This window comes from Spirillospora sp. NPDC048911 (assembly GCF_043198015.1).
Lineage (GTDB): Bacteria > Actinomycetota > Actinomycetes > Streptosporangiales > Streptosporangiaceae > Spirillospora.
Genome location: NZ_JBICUD010000001.1, coordinates 94,361 through 111,817, shown reverse-complemented (window position 1 = coordinate 111,817; position 17,457 = coordinate 94,361). Strand labels below are relative to the sequence as shown.

The 17,457-nt window shown below is 61.8% G+C and carries 13 protein-coding genes, 1 tRNA gene and 1 pseudogene; 7 read left to right on the top strand and 8 right to left on the bottom strand.

The window, feature by feature from the left end; all coding sequences use genetic code 11:
- Window positions 1–2,149, bottom strand: a 2,149-nt coding sequence (locus ACGFNU_RS00500; protein ID WP_392589074.1) for a DUF4157 domain-containing protein, incomplete at its 3' end; no start/stop codon positions are given.
- Window positions 2,150–2,408: 259 nt separating this feature from the next.
- On the opposite strand from ACGFNU_RS00500, the gene ACGFNU_RS00495 reads away from it, so the two are divergent.
- Complete coding sequence (locus ACGFNU_RS00495) at window positions 2,409–2,786, top strand: hypothetical protein (protein WP_392589073.1); 378 nt, start codon at window positions 2,409–2,411, stop codon at window positions 2,784–2,786.
- Window positions 2,787–2,909: 123 nt separating this feature from the next.
- Window positions 2,910–3,032, top strand: coding sequence for a helix-turn-helix domain-containing protein (locus ACGFNU_RS00490; protein WP_392590961.1), 123 nt, complete (start codon window positions 2,910–2,912; stop codon window positions 3,030–3,032).
- Window positions 3,033–3,272: 240 nt separating this feature from the next.
- On the opposite strand, the gene ACGFNU_RS00485 is transcribed toward ACGFNU_RS00490, so the two are convergent.
- Window positions 3,273–3,701 carry a very short patch repair endonuclease gene (locus ACGFNU_RS00485; RefSeq protein ID WP_392590960.1) on the bottom strand — a complete coding sequence of 143 codons (429 nt, stop codon included), beginning with the start codon at window positions 3,699–3,701 and terminating at the stop codon, window positions 3,273–3,275.
- A gap of 124 nt (window positions 3,702–3,825) precedes the next feature.
- Between ACGFNU_RS00485 and ACGFNU_RS00480 the strand changes: the two genes are divergently transcribed.
- The gene (locus ACGFNU_RS00480; protein ID WP_392589072.1) at window positions 3,826–4,575 is read left to right on the top strand and encodes a hypothetical protein; all 750 of its coding nucleotides are present in this window, start codon (window positions 3,826–3,828) and stop codon (window positions 4,573–4,575) included.
- 201 nt (window positions 4,576–4,776) lie between these two features.
- Here the strand turns inward: ACGFNU_RS00480 and ACGFNU_RS00475 are convergent, their stop codons facing one another.
- Together ACGFNU_RS00475 and ACGFNU_RS00470 are read right to left on the bottom strand one after the other, a co-directional pair.
- The gene (locus tag ACGFNU_RS00475) at window positions 4,777–5,973 is read right to left on the bottom strand and encodes a DNA cytosine methyltransferase (RefSeq protein ID WP_392589071.1); all 1,197 of its coding nucleotides are present in this window, start codon (window positions 5,971–5,973) and stop codon (window positions 4,777–4,779) included.
- Between the two features lie 259 nt (window positions 5,974–6,232).
- Window positions 6,233–7,039 (bottom strand): hypothetical protein, encoded by an 807-nt coding sequence (locus ACGFNU_RS00470; protein ID WP_392589070.1) that lies wholly within the window; start codon window positions 7,037–7,039, stop codon window positions 6,233–6,235.
- Window positions 7,040–8,111: 1,072 nt separating this feature from the next.
- Between ACGFNU_RS00470 and ACGFNU_RS00465 the strand changes: the two genes are divergently transcribed.
- Window positions 8,112–8,327 (top strand): hypothetical protein, encoded by a 216-nt coding sequence (locus ACGFNU_RS00465; protein WP_392589069.1) that lies wholly within the window; start codon window positions 8,112–8,114, stop codon window positions 8,325–8,327.
- A 318-nt stretch (window positions 8,328–8,645) separates the two neighbouring features.
- Here the strand turns inward: ACGFNU_RS00465 and ACGFNU_RS00460 are convergent.
- Together ACGFNU_RS00460 and ACGFNU_RS00455 are read right to left on the bottom strand one after the other, a co-directional pair.
- A pseudogene (locus tag ACGFNU_RS00460) lies at window positions 8,646–9,423 on the bottom strand (transposase family protein).
- Between the two features lie 362 nt (window positions 9,424–9,785).
- On the bottom strand, window positions 9,786–11,201 hold the full coding sequence (locus tag ACGFNU_RS00455; RefSeq protein ID WP_392589068.1) for a hypothetical protein: 1,416 nt from the start codon (window positions 11,199–11,201) through the stop codon (window positions 9,786–9,788).
- Between the two features lie 198 nt (window positions 11,202–11,399).
- On the opposite strand from ACGFNU_RS00455, the gene ACGFNU_RS00450 reads away from it, so the two are divergent.
- The 3 genes from ACGFNU_RS00450 (at window position 11,400) to ACGFNU_RS00440 (ending at window position 15,608) form a co-directional block, all read left to right on the top strand.
- Window positions 11,400–12,494, top strand: a complete 1,095-nt coding sequence (locus ACGFNU_RS00450; RefSeq protein ID WP_392589067.1) for a hypothetical protein — start codon at window positions 11,400–11,402, stop codon at window positions 12,492–12,494.
- Window positions 12,404–14,710, top strand: a complete 2,307-nt coding sequence (locus ACGFNU_RS00445; protein WP_392590959.1) for a type ISP restriction/modification enzyme — start codon at window positions 12,404–12,406, stop codon at window positions 14,708–14,710. The genes ACGFNU_RS00450 and ACGFNU_RS00445 overlap by 91 nt, the downstream gene beginning before the upstream one ends.
- A 73-nt stretch (window positions 14,711–14,783) precedes the next feature.
- On the top strand, window positions 14,784–15,608 hold the full coding sequence (locus ACGFNU_RS00440) for a hypothetical protein (RefSeq protein WP_392589066.1): 825 nt from the start codon (window positions 14,784–14,786) through the stop codon (window positions 15,606–15,608).
- Here the strand turns inward: ACGFNU_RS00440 and ACGFNU_RS00435 are convergent.
- Window positions 15,541–17,028 (bottom strand): hypothetical protein, encoded by a 1,488-nt coding sequence (locus ACGFNU_RS00435; protein WP_392589065.1) that lies wholly within the window; start codon window positions 17,026–17,028, stop codon window positions 15,541–15,543. The genes ACGFNU_RS00440 and ACGFNU_RS00435 overlap by 68 nt on opposite strands.
- Window positions 17,029–17,344: 316 nt before the next feature.
- A tRNA-Glu gene (locus ACGFNU_RS00430) sits at window positions 17,345–17,417 on the bottom strand.
- Window positions 17,418–17,457: the final 40 nt, after the last annotated feature.

Here is a 17,457-nt window from a genome sequence, read left to right as displayed (position 1 = left end):
TGAGTAGGTTGACTTCTTCGTAGGTGAGTGTGCCGCCGAGGCCTTGTGTCCAGTCTGGTTTGGTCCAGTCGCCGTTGAGGCGGATGGCGTAGGCGTAACCATGCACGCCTGCGTAGAGGAACGTCCCGTCGGTGGCCAGGTTGGTGGCGACTCCGCCCAGGGCCTCCGTCAGGTGCAGGCTGTGGACGACCTTGCTCGTCACTGGGTCCAGTTCGTAGACATAGCCGTTGCAGGCGGCGAACAGCCTGTCCTCGTGGACCAGCATGTTCACCGCGTGGTAGCCGCAATCAGGAAGGCTCTTCGACCAGACGCTCGTGAAGTCCTGGTCTTGTGACACCACGCCGAGGCGAGGGGACGCGAGGCCCAGCAGCAGCGTCTTCAGAGTCGCGGTGAAGCTCTCGAAACGCTCCATGCAGAAGGACTTCTGCGTCGTCATCCACGTTTCGAGGTCCTGCAGTCCGGTACTGCTGGAACTCGCCTTGGTCGGGAAGTGACGGCGGATCTCCTCTGTGGTGATGGACGTCTTACCCGAGGCGAGAATGTCGAGCAGGGCCTGCTGCGACATCTGCGCCGTCTCGCTCGTGGCCGCCACTCCATCGCCGCCGTTCGCGCCGCTGAACAGCGTGTCATCGCCCCAGACCTCGTACGGAGTGGTGCGCGCCGCCGAGCTCACCCACAGGGAATTCGAGTTGTAATAGTCGTGCAGGTTCGCCGAGCTGAGCTGAGCGGCGGCGCTCGTGAGGAAGGTCAGGTAGTTCTGATAGGCGGCGAACTGACCGGACGTCCCATCGGCGCCGACGGTGCTGGCGATGACGCGTCCGACGAGCGCACTGGCCTCCTGGGCCGTCTGGGGATCGTTGGACGGGCCGGCGTAAGCGGGATCGTAGAGCCACTTTCCCGAGAGCGACGGCTGGCGGCTCTCGGTGATGTCCTTGATGGACTCCCAGTCGGCGATGAACAGATCGCTTCTGGCGGCCCATTCGATGAACCACTGCATGACCAGCGTCTTGTTGACCAGGTGGCCCGCGGCGAACGAGTCCTCCAGGAAGTGATCGGCGTAGCCGTGGAAGACCCAGGCCCGCCGGGCGAGTTCCGGGTCCTTCTGGGCATGCGCCCGCGCGGCGAGATCACGCGCGATCAGGTGCGAAGACTGCCAGCGGTACCAGGAATAGGGCGCGAAATGGCATGCGTTCCGGGCGAGGAGACCTTGGTAATGGTTCTGCCCGGACGGCCCGAGGCCCAGCGTGAAGTCGTCGAGTTCGCTTGTTTCGACGATGTTGTTGACCATGCTGAGCTGCCATGGCCGGCAAGCCGCCTTGGCGAAGGTCTTGTTCGGGTTCTTCCCGGTGAGCAGGTAGGTGAGCTGGTTGTAGCCCTCCTGCCGGATGACCTGGAGAATCGGCAGCACGATGTCCGCGTCGAGGTCGTCGAAAGCCGCCGCGTCCGAAAGGTAATCCGGAAGTGCGTTCAGCTCTCCATAGGTGACCAGCACGCCTTTCGGTCCGAGCCGTAGCGTCCTGATCCATTTGCACAGTCTGTTGATGTCCTTTTCCGTGACCTTGTCCGGGTCGTACTGCCACAGATCGAGCAGCTCGATCTGGTTGGCCAGGAATTCCTTGCGGGTGGGCCCGCCCGTCGATATGTCGACGAGATTCTTGGTGGGGCCGTCGCCGAGCATGCGGTGCTCGAACGACACGTGCCGCTGGATCGTGGCCGGCGGCACGGTCGCGCCGGCCGGTCCGCGCCAGGTCCGTCCGGCCAAGACCGCGTCGGCGCGGCGGTCCGCGTCCCGCTCCGACGGATCGCCAGGGCTGCTCATCGTCCACGGTGAACCCGCCACCGCGCCCCCGGCCCCCTGCGCGACGTGCGCCGCGACGTGCGCGGCCTCGTGCGCGAGCAGCCACAGGCCGTCCGGCGTACCGGGCCGGAAGGCCCCGTCCCTGAAGAACACCTCGGAACCGACGGTGAACGCCTCCGCGTCCAGCGCTCGGGCCAGGCCGTCCGCGATCGGGCCGGTGTGCACCCGCATCGCCCGCAGGTCGGCCCCCAGACCCCGCTCCAGCTTCTCGCGCAGGCCCGCGGACAGCCGCCGGCCCTTTCCCGAGGTTTCGATTCCCTGGACGATTTGCGTCGACACGATCTCCGGCATCTGCGACCCCCATCGCTAGCCCCCCGGATTGTCGCCCGAAGCGCGCTTCCATATCCAGACGGCAGCGCTGGCCACATTGTGACCGCGCCGACGAACAATCACCGTGAACAACGTCCGCCGCGAGATCACAAAACTTTGAGGCCGGTGACGTTGGGTCACACCCACGGCGAGCGATCTCGGCGACCGCTTGAGGGAGTGGTGTGGCGGGGGATACCGTATGGCTCTGCGAAGGTGATCTGGCGGGGGAAGGCGGAGATCGGTGAACCCTTATCTACCGGCCGAGCCTGTCATTCTCAGCATCGGGGATATCGCGGTCAGCAGTTCGTATGTGTACTTGCCTCATGGCTGCTATCCGCTCCGCGGAACCGTATGGACGGTCCAGGACTCCACGCAGGTGTATGAGGGAATTTCGACGGCCGGCATCGTCCTGACGATTATATTCGTCTGGTTTTGCCTGCTGGGTTTGTTGTTCCTGCTGATGAAGGACCGCCGCTACAGCGGATTCGTCGCCATCTCCGTCACCGGCAACGGTTTCCACCATGCGGTGCAGCTTCCGCCTGGACCCCAGACCGGAGCCTGGGCGGCCCACATGGTGGCCCAGGCCCGTGGCATGGCAGCGGTCGCCCCGCCGGTCTGAGCAGGTGTCAGTCCCACCATCACAACCAGGGCTGTCCGGTCCCAGCAAGGCCTCCAGCGCGACCCGTAGCGCGAGGGCGTAACCATGGGCGCTTCGCCACGTCCTTCCTTCCGGCAGTGACATCTGGTAGCTGAGCTGCGCAGCTTGCGTGAGGACTGTCACCTGATCGGCGACGAGGTCGCCGCCGAACTCTTCTGGTCGACGGCGAAGGTCAGCCGAATCGAGAACGCCAGAACCGGCCCGTGAATCTCCGAGGTCAGCCGGGCTCCTGGGGCTGTACGGCGTGAACGGACCGAACGGCGGCTCGAGATCTGGCTACGCTGCCGGCAACCGCTGTGCCGGATCCTGCGGCCCGCCGAGCCCTCGCTGGCTGTCGACAAATCCGTCCTCCGGACGAGGGCTGGATCGTCCTCCTTCTCGCCCACACCCAACTCCGGCTGGTCCAGCATCTGGCGAGGACCTTACGCCACCTCTGGAAACCTCAACCTACGCTCGGTTCCTCGACTGCACGGTGGCTTGCACACGTCTGGCAGCTTCTTCAGGATCTTCGTGCTCCCAAATCCGGATGACCACCCAGCCGGCGTCTGACAAGAGGCGGTTGGTCTCCTCGTCGCGGACGCGATTGCTTGTCACCTTCTCGGCCCAGAAGTCAGAGTTGGTCGCAGCCTTCGTGTGGTGCTGCGGACATCCGTGCCAGAAACACCCGTCGAGGAAAACTGCGACCTTTGCTCGCGTGAACACGAGATCGGCGGTACGACGGAGGTGAGGAAGAGGTTGCTTGGACACGCGGTATCGCAGACCGAGCCGATGGGCAGCTCTTCTCAGTTTCAGTTCGGGTTTGGTGTCCCGGCTCTTGTTTGCCTGCATGTTCTTCCGAACACCTGGGGACGACGCCTGAGATGGTTTGCTTGTCACCACAAAGTCAATTGTACAGGAAATAAAGATCCCGCCATGAGGAAACCCTGACTTCCAGTAGAAAATCCTCGGTCCGGTTGGATACGCTAGCTTGGTTAATCCCCTGAGTGGAGTGGAGTGAGCGATGCCGGATGCGCTCGAAGCAGAGTTGGTTGGCCTGTTTCATAAGATGAATTCGACTCAAAAGGGTCAGATTCTGCGTATCGCGCGATCATTGCACACTCGCGTGGAAGTGGACATATTCCATGGTGCAGGCCTGATCACCGTAGAGTTTCAAGAAGAGTTCACTTCTCGCCTTCAAACTCATCACGGAACCCACTCCAAGCAACTCGACCGGACTTCATTCGAGGACGCTTTTCGAGCGGGAGCCAAGGCTTCTGGCCGGCGAATCCAGGGAGCCTTGTCGGCGACCAACCGCTACTACGACGAGATCATTGACGGCGAAAAGTGGGCCCTTAAGACCTCGGCAGCGAAAGATGTCCACAAAAGCTATTTGCATATCAGTAAGCTTTCTGAAGCCGTATGGATCCAAGACGTCCGCAGCGCGACCGCGAGAATGCAGAAGACCAAAGAATATTTCGAGGATTACTTGAATGTGGTCGATCGCCTCCTTCAACTCCGGGTACATCGAGACCCGAAGCGGTGGTTTTACGAGCTTGTAGAGGTTCCGATGACCCTCTTTTCTCCCATCCTCGAATTGGACAAGAGTGAATTTGATGCCGATGGTCCAGCCATTCAGGTTGAAGACGAGGGAGGCCCCTGCTTGACTCTTAAATTGGATCGGAGTGACTCTAAGATAACGATAACGAGAATTCCACTCGAGCGCTGTACTGTGCATGGTCGATGGGAGCTGCCAAAGACTATGGATGTATAGCAGTCAGAGAAGAAAAATCTTCAGAGCGTGTTGGAGATCCTCTGAAGTATCTCCAACACGCTCTGGCCTTCGTCGCTATCTCAAAGTATCCGTACGCCCACTGGGTCCCGCGGGGAATATTCTTCACCAAGACAGCTTGCGGCTCACCGGTTGAGTGACTCGCTTCGAAATTTCGAATTATTGGATGTGCCGCCGCGGAGGTCAGAACAGAACGCTTTTTTCTGTGCGAGTGATATCAGCGAGAGAAAGGTGTGTTTTAGGAAGGATGAGTTCTTCGGGCCCAGGTCTGGGTGATCCGAGGATCCATGTGACCAGCGCCGCCAGTTGATAGGAAATCAAAGGTGGCACTGCATCTCCGATGTGGCGATACATGTTACTGACACTCCCCTGGAAAACGTAATTCGCTGGAAAACCATTTAGAATCCCCATCTCGCGGACAGAGCAGAGCCGATCCTGTTCGGGATGGGAATAGCGGCCGTTCCCTACATGTGAACATTCTCGTTTGATCGTCGGAGCCGGGCGATCCCACCACATGCGTCCGTACACGTCAGGATGGCTGCCGAGAGCGTTCCGGTTCAGCCGATCGATCATGGTGGGAGTCAACAGCTGACTGGCTCGGGGGTGCCCAGCAAGGTCGAACCAGCTACCGCCATCGTGAGGTATGGCTTTAAGCCGTCCCCACACTGCCTCGTCTCGTATCGAAGGAGCCGTGTGCATGGGATCGTTCGGATCCATTGCTCCCGCTTCGAGAGAGGGAAGCGACCAGATTGCGCGCCGTACATGGGTTGCTTTGGGGTCGACCGAATAGCCATCCCATAGATCTCGCATAGTCAGGAGTGGAAGATCGCCCTTGACTGCTACGACAAGTGCCCGCTCGCGCTTTTGAGGAAGTCCGAACTCACTCAGAAAGTGAGTCCCATAATGGACTTTGTATCCGAGTTTTTCAAGGTCTTGAACCAGAAAAACGAGGTGTTTATTAAAACGTCCCATTACCAGTTCGCGGGCGTTCTCCATGACGAGTACGTCAGGTTGGAAGACGGAAGCGAACTCCGCGGTCCTTCCAACTAGGCTGTTCCTCGAATCGTCTTCGATGTGGTTCTTTGAGAGGGTGCGAGAGAATCCCGTGCAGGGCGGACAGGCGACGAGAACGTCGAGACCGGATTCAAGATCGAAACGCTGACCGAGTTCATCCGGATCGATGACACCAAGGTCGACTTCTTCAGGCGTTATTCCCATATTTGCGGAGTATGTGGAGTTGCAAGCTAGCGTTCCGGCCCCGGTGCTCGGCTTGCCGAGCTGGGCGTCCGCCGCGCCAACGATCTTGAAGTTCGGGTTTGCGTGGAAGCCGCTGCTGGCGCCACCGCCGCCCGAGAATAGATCAACAACAGTCAGGGCCATGCCCCAAGCTTATCTCAGGCCGCTAGCGGATAACGAGCAACGATAGCGACTCGCCGCTCCCACTCACCAAGCCTCCGCCCAGGCATCTACCGTCAGGCGGATGCCTGGTAGCCGAGTACTTCAAGATCAAGTGATCCGACTCGTGTGCACATGCGTGGGAGTTCTTCAAGGAAAGCGAGCGCCTGTCAAGCTGGGCATTCCCTTATCTGCCCAAACAGGAACTTGAAAGAGTGAATGGTGATAGTGCGGGATGAGAGGGTCACTCGTCATTGTCTACATCGACCAGCTCTGGTGGGAATTCGACGCGCCAACTCGCATGCAATATGCAGTCGCTGACGGGGATTCCGCTCAAAGTTATCTTTTCTACGCTATTGTCTAGCTTGAGACTAAATGCCTTTTTTCCGTTTAGCTGAAATACGAGAGCGCTTCCGCCGCTGCCCACTCCGGTGCCATTGAGTTTTCCACGAAAGTCATTTTGCTTAAGATTTCTCACCGACTTCAGAAGGTTTAGAGGAATCTCGACGAGATCGTACTGGATGGTATTGCGTCCCGCGGTAAAGGCTCTGAGAGTGGCAATCCTCTCGTACTCGGAGAGGTGTTTATAAATTCTCTCTCTGGCCCGCTCCGCGCGATACTCATCCGGGCAGTCTCGGATCCACCTTGCCTCGGAGAACTTGGAGATCCTTATGCCCGTTCTGCTGATGCTGGCGGCCGCTTCGGTCTTGAGGGACCAGCGAACCTCATCGATGAGGACATCCGCGCCCTGATGGGTATTGGAAGTGGTTTTTCTAGCCCGACGCCCCGCGAACTTAGCTGCGGCCACGAAGGCGTATTCAAAGGACCCCTTTTTAAACTTCTCATCCGAAGTCGCATGGTGAATCTTGAGTCGATTCAAGAAGGATTCACCAAATCCGTTGCTAATCAAGTCGCTATCGGGCTTCAGATATTCCATATTCGGACGGAGCAGGGACTCTGTCATCTCGCGGAGAAGGTCGAGTTGGGCAGGCTCAAGCCTGCGAGCCTGTTCGGCCAGTTCCTCCACTGTCAAGGCTGCAGCCTCCCTCATGACACCTGCGGCAACCGGTAAAAACTAGTCGAACTTCGAATGTCAGTCAAAAGGTGCATATCGGGCGCATGGATCCAGTGGGTTGGCGCACCGTAGTCAGTAGATGCCGCTGCGTGGCACCGATGGCATCGGTGCTCCGCAAGGTCTTGCCGTCCATCGCGATAGCCCCAGGAGCCTCTGGTGCGACAGAGAGTGGTCCAGCCAGGCGCGGAGCTTTGGCAAGGCGTCGGTGTCCGGCCGGGCCCAGCGCCACCTGAGGGCGGTGGTCGCCGGCACTCGGAGCAGTCCCCATGCAGCCAGCAGCGCCAGGTCATATTCGGCGGTGAACCGCACGATCTTGGTCAACGAGATTGCGTCGCCAGCAATCCAAAGAACGGGGGGCGTGGCGTCCCGACTGGGGGTGCGGGGAGTACAACTGCCTCAGCGCCCACGCTGGATGAAGTCTGAAAGAGTTAGGACAGGTGGTCGTTGAGGCGGTGTAACAGGGCCATGTTCATCGCGAGGTAGATGACGTTCTCCGAGATGGTCCTAAGGCATTCGGAGCCCTTGACCCGGCGCCTTTATCTGCTCAGCCAGGCGAAAGTCCGCTCGACCACCCACCTGCTAGGCGCGAGCGCGAACCGCGAGAGTTTCCGGGTGGGTGAGTCCTGTTTGACTCAGGACTGCGAAAATCGCAGCTCCGGCGGGTCGCAATCTCAGCTAAGGCACCTGCGCGCCACCCTGAAGAATGCCTTCGAACGGATCTTTCTTAGTGCTCCCAGGACATGTCGTGCATGGAATCAGCCGCCGACGAGTTTGGCAGCTTTAACCACACCTTCTGCTACGTGTGCATACCGCTGCCCGAGACGAGTCGCGAGACCAACAAACGTTTTTCTCGACTGGGCCCTGCTCACTGGTACACCCGAAGATTGGGGCATCTGCTTCTTCAACAGGCGCGACTGGCCAGCGGCGACTAATAGTCCGGGTTCGGGCAGTCGATGCAGGCTCCGTTTGGTCCTGTAGAGCGGTCTCACTCCGGCTTGACTCCGACGACCATGATGACACTGGGGCCGGCGTTTGGAGTGAGACCGTCGTGGGCGGTGACGTCGCCGCGGCCGTGGAGCTCCGGGCAGAGACCGTTGACGGCCAGGTGTGTCTCGCGGTTGAGAACACCCGACGGAGCTCGGACGCTGGGAAGGCTGGGCTGTCGCCAGTGAACGTGTTGATGACGGAGAACGAGGACCAGGGCTCCAAGCTGTCGGCCGTGATCTTCCCGGAGCCGGACACGGAGATGATCCGGATTCCGTGACGAGAATATGGATCTTGGCCGCTGCTGGAGGCGGTGTTGCTCGGTTTCGTCATCATCCATTGTCGGCCAGAGCAAAGCTTGAGCTTGAGCGGCCGATGCCTTGCCGCCGCGCCGTCCAGGAGGATCGCGTTGATCCCGGCTCGGGCGAATGGTGATAGTGAGCTTCCCCCCGGTCCGCGGACACTCTGATGTTGCCCCAATTTCACGGACTCGCGGGTGAGGAGATCAGGTTCGGCAGGTGGGTAGTGTTTTCGAACTCTAAAGGCTGTCACGTAACTCCCCGCGAATTGGGTGATGTCGGACGGGACACCGGTGGTGTCAGCCGGTGGCGGCGAGGTTGTGCAGGTAAGCGATGCCGGCCACGGTGTAGCCCAGGGTGCGGGCCTTGCGGCGGTGGTCACGCAGGATCTTCCAGTTCTTCATGCGGGCCAGAGCGTGCTCGACACGGGCCCGCACGCTGCGGTGCACGGCATTGAGGTCTTCCTGCCAGTCCTCGAGCTCGCCGTCGCGGGGCCTGCGGTACGGGATGATCACGCCGAGGTTGCCCTGGTAGGCGCCATCGGCCATGACATGCCCTCCGGTCAGAGCCTGGTCGATGCCCGAGTCGCGGTAGGCCTGGCAGTCGTTGCGATTGCCCGGCAGCGGGTCGCCGGTCGCGACCACCAGGCGGGTGTTGGCGTCGATGGCGATCTGCACATTGGCCGAGTAACGGTAGTTCTTGCTGCGCGCGGCCAGGCTCCGGTCCCGCAGGGGCACCAGCGTGCCGTCCACGATGCACACCTCCTCGGCCCCGCGGCGCCGGACGGGCGCCAGCGCCAGCAGTGCCGACAGGGTGTCCACGACACGGTGCGCGGCGGCGTGCGAGATGCCAAACAGCGGACCGACCTGCCGCAAGGTCAGGTTGGCGCCAGTACACCGCCACCAGCAGCACCCGGTCGGCCAGCGGCAACGCCCACTGGCGGCCCGGCCGTCCATCGGCGATCTGCGCACCGCCCCGCTCGGCCACCACGCGCACAAGCTTGCGGAACTGCCGTGGCGACAGCCCGGTGAACGGGACGATCCACTCCTGCTCAGCCGCTGTGATCACCTGACCCACACAAGATCATCGATCAACTACCGCCCGCGTTACGTGACAGCCTTTAGCCACGACGGGTCTACCCGCCTACCGTGATCCGGTACAGGACGCCGATCGGGCGCCATGCGGTCGGGTGTGATCTCCCCTCGGGCACAGAATCCCATATATGGGCGCAAAGTTGGACGGAGATTACTCCGTCCCACTTTGTGTTTTCAGGCTTCAGGGAACGTTGCTGTTCTCCTACCATTCAGGGTGAAGAGCAAGCGGCTTGGCAGCCTGCGGCGGGCGCATCGGCGGACAGCGTCTCCACGGCTACACACTCCCGCAGGATGCCCTGAGTCGGAGCAGCAGGGGTTTCGTCTGGCGTCGCTACGGTCAGGACGTCAGGCCTGGTCGAGGGCAGCAAGCTCTCGTTCGAGTTCCTCTTGACGCTGACGCAGCTCAGCCAAGTCTGCCCTGATCTCACGAGAGCGGAGGAGCCGTTGGAGTGGTGTTCCGTCCTCGAACGGAGTAACGACATTGACCGAGCGATCGGTGACCTCAATGCGCTTCGTGAGGAAGGCACGGGCGAAGTCTGTGAAGGTCCATACGTGAACGTATGAAGCACGTGCTGCATAGGTTGTGAGACCCGCTGCTGCGAGGCCGCCTTGTTCGTGGATTTCGCGGACCAGCTCCAGCTCTTCCACCAGCCGCGACCTGATCTGGACCAGTTGATCGACCGACTTCGCCGCTCCGATATGGGCGTCGAAGATCTCTATCCTCTTTGTCAGGTCGCCGAGGTAGGCTGCGATCTTTTCTCGGCTGGGCTCCAGTTCTGCGGCGGTCGCCCAGGAGGGGTGATCGCGGAGCCTGCGATGCAGGATCCGGTCGACCCACTCGTCCACGCTGCTCTGCTCATGGTGTCTGTATTTGCCGTCTGCATGGCGGTTCTCACAGCTGTAGTGGGCCTCGATCGACTGGCTGTTCGTAGTGATTCCTGGCCAGAGCCGCAAGGTGCCGCCGCAGTCGCCACATCGCATGTCCGGTGCCAGCCGCAGTGGAGGCGGATGCTCTTCGTCGAAGGCCTCCAACGCGGAAACCGTGGCCTTGTAGTCGCCGACCCGGGTGGCATACGTCCTGGTCCATGCGTCGTCCCGTCCAGCGAGCACTGGTGCGACCAAGCCGAGCGCGACCAACTCGTTCTCATCGTTGGACCGCCATACGGCCAGCGGATCCTCGTTCAGACGGACGAATCCGTGCTCAGGGTCGGCCCCACAACGGTATGAGACATCGAGAGACCGCGGATCGAAGCTGATGGCGGCCTCGGCCTCGCAGTTCGTACAAGGAACGACCGCGATGCGGCGGGACGCCGGATATCGGCCAGCGGTTCTCTTCTCCTCCTCGATCTTCCAGTCCCAGCCATGTATAATGTGATGAGCACGCCTGTCGATCATGTCTGCTCGGCGTATCCGGTCCTGTTCTTCCCGCTTCTCCCGTTCAGCCTCACGCATCTGTTCACGGCGCGCCTCCAGAATCGGGACAAGCGCTTCAAGCTGCTCGGTCTGATCGTTAGATAGCTTCTCAACGATCGCTCCGCCACATGTGCGGCAAGGCCGAACGTCGCCGATAGCTCGTAGTTCCCCGATAGTCATGTTCTTCTCGGCCTCGGCCTTCTTGCCGACTTGCCTGCATCGGGGGGAGTGGACGACGCCGGTCAGGCCAACTCGAACTGTGACGTTCAGCCCTGCCAACGCTGCTCCCAGTTCATCCTGGGTCAACAGCGTTGAAGAGAGAATCTCCATTGGCAGCGGCTTCCCCATCGGGAATGTCACCTCCATGCGTCACGGTCGATCCGGCCACTCGTAAGACAGGTAACCGTCCTCAGGTCCAGGCTTACAGGTCAACACAGGACAACAGCCGGATCTGGCCAACAGCGCAGATCCGGCCGCCTGCTTCTTGATGGAGCCCAATGCAGAAGTCACGGTGAGTGGTGTGAGAGCCATCTACCGGAGGTGAGTGTGGCCAGCGTTCCCAAGCCGGGCGCCGAAACCGCCGCACGTGTGATCGTGAGCAAGTTCGGCCGAACAATCTCCCAGAAGAGAGGGTTGGGCGGAGCAGAGGAGGATCAACTTCGCGCCCCTCTGGAGACGCTGCTTCGGGAGTTCGGCACACTCATCGGTGTTGAAACAGTCCCTTACGGCGAGGTGAGGCTGGATCACCTTCGTGCACGACCGGACTACGCGGTGAACATCGGACAGGTGCGAGTTGGCTACATCGAGTTGAAAAGGCCTGGCAAGGGCGTCCCAGGGGCTCCGGAGTGGCGGCCGGCCGAAGACGACCGGAACCAGTGGACCAAGCTCTGCGCGCTTCCGAACGTGATCTACACCGACGGGATCACCTGGGCCCACTACTCGTTCGGTGAACGGACTTCTCCCGTCATCAGGCTCTCGAACACGGTCTCTGAACTGCGTCGGCCGTCAGCTCCCGCCGTCGCCGAACTGGCCGGGATCCTCCGGCGGTTCCTCCTCTGGGAGCCTGAGGCCCCCAGGACACTGGGCTCTCTGGTGAGAATCGTCGGTGGGTTGTGCGGTCTGCTGAAGGACGAGATCCACACCGCGATCATCGCGCCGGTGAAGAAGCGATCCCAGGTGCGGCTTGCGCTTCTGGCGGACGACTGGCGGGACCTGCTCTTCCCAGGACTCGACAACGAGCGTTTCGCTGACGCGTTCGCACAGACCATCACGTTCGCGTTGTTGCTCGCCCGTTCCGACGGCATTGATCTCGCCGGCGATTCCTACTACGAGATCGCCCAGAAGTTGGGCAAACGGCATCTGTTGATGGGGCAGGCCTTCGCCCTGCTCACTAACGGAGCTGACGACGAACTGGACACCGTCGAGACCCTCCGCCGCGTCATCAATGTTGCTGACCTCCAGACCCTCGACGTCAGCCCCGCGGACGCCTACGCTTTCTCGCGGCCTACGACCCCATGCTCCGCAAGGACACCGGCTCGTACTACACCCCCATCGAGGTCGCCCGTCACATGGTCAAGTTTGTTGACGAGGTGCTGCATGAGCATCTCGGCAAGGAATGGGGGTTCGCCGACGACGACGTAGTGGTCGTGGACCCCGCCATGGGAACCGGGACCTTCCTGGTCGAGGTCATCAACTCCGTGGCCGACCGGATCGACGACAAGCTCGGACCCGGGTCACGCGAGGAATTTGTCCACGAGCTGGTCACCGACAGGCTCGTCGGGTTCGAGATCCAGGTCGCGCCGTACGCTGTCGTCGAACTTCGCATCCATGGTTCCTTCAAGACGCGGTTCGGGGTCGAGACGCCGCCTGAGGCCTTGCGGTTCCTCACCGACGCACTGGCCGACCCCAACCATGTCCAGCGGAAGTTGGGCGCGTCCTATCGGGTGATCGAGGAGGCCAGGGACAGGGCGAACGAGATCAAGCGCCAGGTTCCCGTGATGGTGGTCATCGGCAACCCTCCTCATGTGGAGAATGCGAGGGGCCGGGCCTCGTGGATCGAGCGTCCCCGAAAGGGGGTACCAGGACCTGAGGCCTTCGTCGGACGTCCTTCCCTCGACGAGTTCAGAGCCGCCGGTCTCGGCCGTTACGAGTCGGACCTGCATGGGATGCCGTGGTACTTCCTGCGTTGGGCGACCTGGAAGGTGTTCGAGGCTGAGCGGCGCATGCCGGCGGGGGCAGTGGCCTTCATCGTCCCATCGAGCGTGATCAAGAGCCGTGCTTTCTGTGGTCTGCGCGAGTACCTGCGGCACAAGTGCGATCTTGGTTGGGTTATCGAACTCTCGCCAGAAGGGAACCGCTCACCTGCCGTCACGCGAGTCTTCGGTCCCGATGTGGGACGGGAACTCAGCATCCTCGTCTTCGCCCGAACGGCCGGTTCCAACGAGTCGGAACCGGCCGATGTCCGCTATCTCGAGTTGCACGGGACACGCGAGGAGAAAGAAGCAGCCCTGGGGAAACTGACCACGAAAAGCTCATCTTGGCGGCGTTGCGACCGCGGTTGGCAGGACTCTTTCCTCCCTGCCGCGGACCCGGAATGGACGGCGTTCCCTTCGCTCGGCGAACTGATGCCCTGGAGGTCGCGAGGCGTCACTCCAGGTCGAACCTGGGTCTACGCTCCTACAGCCGACGTCCTTCGAAGCCGCTGGCACAAGTTCCTTGTCTCGCCGGTTGAAGAGCGTCGTGAACTCTTCCGTGAAGGGCGGGATCGAACTTTGCGAAGCTTGGTCAAGCCGCTTCCCGGTTTTCCGCGTCCGCAATGCTCGCTGGTCAAAGAGACCGGCCCTTGCCTCGAACCGGTTCGAGTCGCATACCGATCATTCGACCGGCAGTGGCTGATTCCGGACAACCGTCTGTTGGTCATGGCCCGTCCTCCTTTGTGGCAGGTCTGGTCCGAAGACCAGGTCTACGTCTCCGAGGACGCCCATGCCATCAAGCATGGGCCGGGCCTAGTCTTCACTGGGTTGGTCCCCGATCTTGACCACTTCTGCGGCCGGGGCGGCGGGATACGTCCCCTCTGGCGCGATCCCACGTGCTGCGCTCCGAACATGACCAAGGAGTTGCTCGATCACCTTGGCGATGCGCTAGAAGTCCCGGTCTCCGCGAAGGATGCGCTGGCCTACATCGCAGCCGTGGCCGCACACCCCGGATATACACGCCGGTTCCAGAAGCACCTACGGCAGCCAGGTGTGCGAATCCCGCTCACCGCAGACCCAAAGCTGTGGAGTCGCGCCGTGACCATCGGGCGCGAAGTCCTCTGGCTCCACACCTACGGCAGCCGCTTCGAAGACCTGTCCGCCGGGCAGGCGCGTTCCGAGCGCGCCCTTGTCGAACGTTTCGGAATCAAGTGTCTAGCTCCTGTGAGATCGCTTCCCGAGCGACTCGCCGAACGTCTCACTTATGATCTGGAGGCGCAGTCGCTCTCGTTCGGTAGCGGAACCTTCGCTCCAGTGCGACAGGACGTCGTTGACTACACGGTCTCCGGCCGACGCGTGGTGTGGCATTGGCTAAACGGTCGGACAATTCAACCCCGAAACAAGCGCCGTTCCTCCGCTCTTGACGACATCAGGCCAGCCACCTGGAATCGCGATCTCACATTCGAGTTCCTGGCGCTCCTCTCCGTCCTTACGGGATGCGTGCTCCTGCAACCAGGCCAGGAAGCGCTGCTGAACGAGATATGCGCAGGGCCGTTGATCAGCAGCAACGATCTCTGCAGCGCTGGTGTATTTCCTGTTCCGACAGCAGCGACAAAGCCACCGAAATCAGCACGGCTGGGCTTTCACCCCATTCCCGGAAGTTGACCGGTAGCACGGCTTCCCATCAACTCGGCCGTTCTCCGGATACTGATGTCGTCTTCGTTGTGCAATGGGGTGCATGGAGGTCGGAGAGATCTGGGCTTATCGCGAGGATCGCGACAGCCCATTGTGCCGGGTCGAGGTCGTCCGGATGAACCACCCCCGACGCCGCGGTGTCCATGTGCGATTTCTGGACGGCGAGGATGCCGGCATCCAAGAATGGGCCGGAGGCGAGCAGCTTCCGGCGCTGTGGGGTGAGGCGCAGAAGGTCGTTCAGGATGACGCGCATCTGGCGGCGGCGGTCGAGGAATCGAAGCACGTCCACGGCAGTCCCGAATGGGAGGCCGCCAAGCTGGTGTTCTTGATGATCAGGCCCAAGGGCAGGATTTACATGTTGCACACCAAGGTGGACGCCGGAGTGGTGCAGATCAAGGATCTGTGCAAGGTCGCCTTGTGGCTGCGGCTGGATGAGCACGAACTGCTGGAGGCCGAGGGCGCCTTCGTCGACCGGTACGGCACCTATATGGCCCCTTGGCCGGTCACCCTGCGGATCGCGCGTCGAGCCGCAGAACTTCAGGCGGACGTCGTGCTGGAGGAGATCCTGCGGCGGCTCGACTCGGAGCGGAAGTACCTCGACCAACGCTACTCATGGGAGCGGGGCCGGGGAGAGAAGAAGGTCGCGAGGCTGGAGGCCGTCGCCCGTCTTCTGCACGAGTGGTGCGGTGAGGAGTCCTTGGAACGGTACGACGAGTTGGAGGCTCTACGTGCTGAGGTTCAACGGCTGGGCCTGGTCGCGGAGAAGGCGATCGCAGCCCTGCGCCAGAACGGGCACCGGGCTATCGCCGCCGCCATTGAGCGCGACCTCGGCGTGCGAACCACGACATCTCACGGTAGGGATCGTTGACGTCACGTGGAGCCTCGTCCATCTTTCCGTACTCACGGTAGGGCCCTTTCGGACTCCAGTCACCGAGGTACGGCCTCAGGTCGTCGGCATCGGGGATGAACTCGAACTCGCTCAGCACAGATGGATTCCGGGTCGGGTCCAGACGATCGGCAACGCCGAGCGCCCATGGAATCCAACGCCGGAGTTCGGCCATGCGTTCGGGATCGTCCGTCTCCGCTGCGACGACCTCCAGTTCACCGCACAACGCACGGATCTCGCGCGCCGCCGTCCAGCCGTCGAGCGCCGCCGCCAGCGTCCTTCCACGTTGATCTTCGGTGGACTGTCGCCTCGCTTCGGCCATCGCCCGTTGCCAACGTGCTCTCTTCTCGGCCTCCTGTCCCTCCGACTGCGCTCGTTGTTCGTCGAGCTGACGCTGCTGTTCAAGCCGCTCCTGCTCCTCGCGCTGGACGCATCGTTCCACCGTCTTGAGGATCTCGCCTAGTTTGCGTTCCACCGATGCTCTGCCGTCGGTCCATTCGCGTTTGTCCGCATGTGCAGGAAGCCCCAGTTCAATCCTGAGCCGACCTGTGAAGACGGTCTCGTACTCCGGGGCGACGCGCTGCCACGCGTAGATCCCGCGCTCCTTGCGTTCCGCGTCTGACAGCTCACGGGTCTGCTCTTCGGTCTCCTCAGTTATGGTCACCGTGATCTGGTGGTTCCCGACCTGCAGGAACAGTCCTCTGGGCTTGCGTCGTCTGGAGAGCGCGAGTCGGTGGCCCCGGCGCTCGGTCTGCTCCGAGAGGTCCTGGACCAGACGAAGGGCACGCGATCTCAGTTCGTCGGAGACCGTCAGCAGCCCTGGGTCCTTCGCGACCGTCGTGATCAGGTCAGGACGGTGGGACACTTTGTCCCGCGCGCCCAGCCGGATTCGGTTCCAGTCGGTCTCGTCCTCCAACCCTCCGCTCGAAAGGCGGATGACCAGGTCACCAGCGCTCCGACCCGTGTGCCGCAAGAGCATGGAGTCAGGGACCAGACCGTTCTGTTTCGCCGCATGAATGATCCGGCGATACGCCGCTCGTGTCTCCTCGTCCGGGTCCTCCACTCTCAGGGTGCCGCCCGCGCGTTGGACACGTGCGATCAACTCCTGGCCGGACAGCGGCACGTCAGAGGTCTGGGTGTCGCGCCCCGGAACGGCTCGGGACCTGGACCCCGGCTCTGGCCTGTCAGGGTGATGGCCGTGCTCAAGGTAGAAACGCCCCGCATCGGTGATCTCCGCGTGCCAGACGCCTTTGTGGCGAGGGGTCACGACCAACCCCCGGTTCCGAAGGGCATAGACCGTCGCCGCCAACTCGGGGTGCTTCGCGCTGACCGGGTCCTTACCGACGCCGATGCGGCGAAGCAGGGTGAGTTGCCGCTCGTTCAGAGGTGACCACCGCTGCATGAGGCCCAGCGCATCCCACCTTTGGATCCGCCGCAACCGATTCCCGGGGATCCATCAGACCTGCGGCTGGCAGGAGGGGCGAGCAGGCGAGCGAATGCCTTTCAGCCGATCATGATTCGATAGGGTCGCCGATCGGACACCATACGGGCCATGTGCGGTCGGATGTGATCACCCCGCCGACATGAACCCCCATCGAGCGCACACCGCTCGATTCTGGCATCACGTCCTGTGACGGACACCCTGCAACGTGGTCGTGCGGGTGATCGTGATGGCGCCGTCCGGGGGGTAGCGATCATCGGCGCACCCATGCCTTGTGTACCCCCTACCGGATTCGAACCGGCGCTACCGCCTTGAAAGGGCGGCGTCCTAGGCCGCTAGACGAAGGGGGCCTTGACCTTGCCAAGCATAGGGGACAACCAGGCTGGACGC